General features: G+C 38.8%; 1 pseudogene. It reads right to left on the reverse strand.

The features are described from left to right. Positions 1-214, reverse strand: a pseudogene (locus tag PSI06_RS21430) (IS3 family transposase); the annotation flags it as partial.

Below are 214 nucleotides of genomic sequence, written 5' to 3' on the forward strand. Positions count from 1 at the left end.
ATAGGTAATGCACGCCTTGCGCTGACTTTACGTATGTAATGTCACTAACGAAGACTTCCTCGGCCGCAGTAGGCATGTATTCCTTTAGTAAATTGGGATGCTTGCGCATCCAATGGTTACTGTTTGTTGTTTTAGTGTAATTTTTCTTTGGTTTTACAAGAAAGTCATGCTCTCTCAAATAATCAAAAAAACAATCACGACCTAGTTTAATGCC

The sequence above is a fragment of the Pseudoalteromonas sp. GABNS16E genome, assembly GCF_028598715.1.
Classification (GTDB): Bacteria; Pseudomonadota; Gammaproteobacteria; order Enterobacterales; family Alteromonadaceae; genus Pseudoalteromonas; species Pseudoalteromonas atlantica.